The sequence below is a fragment of the Streptomyces sp. SID3212 genome, from assembly GCF_009865405.1.
GTDB lineage: Bacteria > Actinomycetota > Actinomycetes > Streptomycetales > Streptomycetaceae > Streptomyces.
In genome coordinates this window covers 1-2,588 of the sequence record NZ_WWJY01000563.1, presented here as the reverse complement: position 1 = coordinate 2,588, position 2,588 = coordinate 1, and the positions used below count along the sequence as shown (strand labels likewise).

2 protein-coding genes and 1 pseudogene are annotated in these 2,588 nt (G+C 75.0%); all 3 read right to left on the bottom strand.

The window, feature by feature from the left end; genetic code table 11:
* Positions 1-72: 72 nt before the first annotated feature.
* Positions 73-420 (bottom strand): hypothetical protein, encoded by a 348-nt coding sequence (locus GT042_RS16980; protein ID WP_161309560.1) that lies wholly within the window; start codon positions 418-420, stop codon positions 73-75.
* A 186-nt stretch (positions 421-606) separates the two neighbouring features.
* On the bottom strand, positions 607-1,980 hold the full coding sequence (locus GT042_RS16975) for an AAA family ATPase (RefSeq protein WP_161309559.1): 1,374 nt from the start codon (positions 1,978-1,980) through the stop codon (positions 607-609).
* A pseudogene (locus tag GT042_RS16970) lies at positions 1,977-2,588 on the bottom strand (hypothetical protein); the annotation flags it as partial. The gene GT042_RS16975 and the pseudogene GT042_RS16970, both read right to left, overlap by 4 nt.

Below are 2,588 nucleotides of genomic sequence, written 5' to 3'. Positions count from 1 at the left end.
GCCCCGCCCCCAGCCGCGGGCGCAGCCCCCAGCCGCGGGCGGCCCCCGGAAGGCAACTCCCCCCACCGGCCGCTACTTCTCCGCCAGGCCCTCACCGCGCAGCAGATCCCGCCCGAACTCGACCATCTTCTTCGCGTAGTCCTCGGTCCACTGCGCCCGCACCGCGATGTCGGCGGCCGTCAGCCGGTCGAACCGGCGCGGATCGGCGAGCTGCGCCGCCGCGACCGCCTGGAACTCGACGGCCCGGTCGGCCGCCGCGCGGAAGGCCAGAGTCAGCTCGGTGGCACGGCTCAGCAGGTCCGCCGGGTCGTCCATGGATTCGAGGTCGAAGAAGTGCTCGGGGTCGGCGACCGCCTCCGAGGGCTCGAAGAGCAGCGGTGCCGGCCGCAGCCGCCGCTCGCTCCGCTCGGGATCCGCCATGTGATTCCTCCTGCTCGTACCTGTACCGGCCTCTGGGCCACCGTCCATTGTCCAACCCCCCGCAAGAGGGCCTCCGACGCGCCGGGAAACAACCGCTGACGTCCCGAAAAAGGGCCTCCGCCTCCCGACGCCCGGGAGCCGCTCCCGTACAACCGTCGTACAGCGGTCAAAGGCCCCGCGCGACCGTCACGGCCGCCAGCTCACCCGGTGTTCCGACAGGCGCGCCAGCACCGCGTGGTTCGCCTCCCAGCCGTCCGGGAACTTCACCGTGACTCCCAGCTGCACCGGTTCCGTGGACGGATGTTCGTCCAGCAGTTCCGCCACGCCGGCCCGGCAGACCACCACGCACGCGTGGCGGTGGCGGGAGGCCAGGACGCACAGCCTGCCCGTCTCCAGGTGGAACGCCGTCGCGTCCGGGCGTCCCGAGAGGGGGTGGAGGACCACCGTGACGTCGAACTCCCGGCCCTGGAGGCGGTTCGCCGTGTCGACCGCGACGCCCGCCACCCCCAGCTCGGCGAGGGCCGCGCGGACCGCCGCCGCCTGGTCGCGGTGGGCCGTGCCGACCGCGATCCGGTCGGCCGTGACGGGCACGGGGTCGGGGGAGCGCTCGCTGGTCGCCACGCCGCCCCGGTCCAGCAGCCGCCGTACCACCAAGGCTACGGCGCGCACCGCCTCCGGGTCCGTACGGGGCGTGCGCCGCGCGGGCAGCTCCAGCAGCCCCCAGCCCGCCCCGGCCGCCTCGTCCAGCACCCGGTCGGGCCCCGAGCCGTCCGACGGGACGCCGAAGGCCAGCGTCCGGTCACCGGGACCCGTACCGCTCCGGAACGGGGTGTACGGGTAGAACGCGTCCGACACCAGCGGCGCCGCCGACGCGGGCAGCCGCCACGAGACCGGCAGCCGGTGCTGGGGCAGCTCCGGATTGTGCGCGAGGAGTGTGGACACGGCGCTGGCGGACGGGTCGTAGGACAGCCCCGCCCACTGGTCCGCGCCCACTACGCTGAACGGGTCCAGCTGGCCCGGGTCGCCGACGAACAGCGCCCGCTCGAACAGCCCGGCGACGGCGAGCAGCGCGTCGGACCGCATCTGGTACGCCTCGTCCACGATGGCGTGCCGCCAGGGCTCGACGCCCTGCACGTGCGCCCACTTCGCGGCCGTCGAGATGACGATGTCGAGCCCCGCGAGATCGGCGGCCTTCGCGGACTTGCGCACGCTGGGCAGCTCGTCGAGGACCTTGTCGTACGGGTCGGGGTCGTTGCTGTGCAGCCGCCCGACCGGCAGGTCGGGTGCCTTCTCGGCGAGCCGGGTGACCAGGTCGTCCACCTGGGCGTTGGTCTGGGCGACCACCATCAGCGGCCGTCCGGCGGCAGCCAGTTCGAGGGCGGCGCGCACGACCAGCGTGGACTTCCCGGCGCCGGGCGGGGAGTCCACGACCACCCCCCGGTGGGCGCCGTGCAGGGTGTCGCGCAGGATCGCGTCGGTGGCCCGGCCGGCGGCGGCGCCGGGGTCGAAGACGCCTGCCGTACGGGGGTGTGCGGCCTCGTCCGTACCGCTGCTACTCATAGGAAGTCGTCCTCCGTGACCGGATCGGGGGCGGGTGCCGGAGCGTCAGCGGCGGCCTCGGCGCCCGGCGGGCCGCCGTGGGTCCACGGCGTCTCCTCCGGGTCCGGCAGCTTGGGGCCGCCCCGCTGGTCGTGCTCGAAGAGGGTCCAGACGACCAGGTCGCCCTTCTCCGGTACGGAGCCGGGCGCGGGGTCCTTGCCGCGCCCCATCCGGTCCAGCAGCCGCAGCACGAGCGCCCCGGGGCCGTCGTCCGCCGCCGTGGGGTCGGCCCGTACGAACTCCGCGGACTGCGGTTTGCCGTCCAGGGATCGGAACACCTTCGTCCGGTGGCCCAGATGCGGCAGGTCGTCGGTCAGGACCGTGACCAGCGGGCGCGGTGAGGGGCGTTTGCTGTCGCTGTACGCCATCTCCACCTCCGTCACCTCGCCCAGGAACGCCTCCCCGGTCAGGCGGCGCCCCGCGAGCACCAGCGGGTCGTCCAGCGCCTCCTGCGCCTCCAGCTGCCCCTGCGCGGTCTCCCGCGAGGCGAGCTTCTGGGCGGCTGTCACCGCGTCGTCGCGGCGCGGCTGCGGCGGCTCGCCGGCCCGCACCCGGTCGCGGTGGCCGGT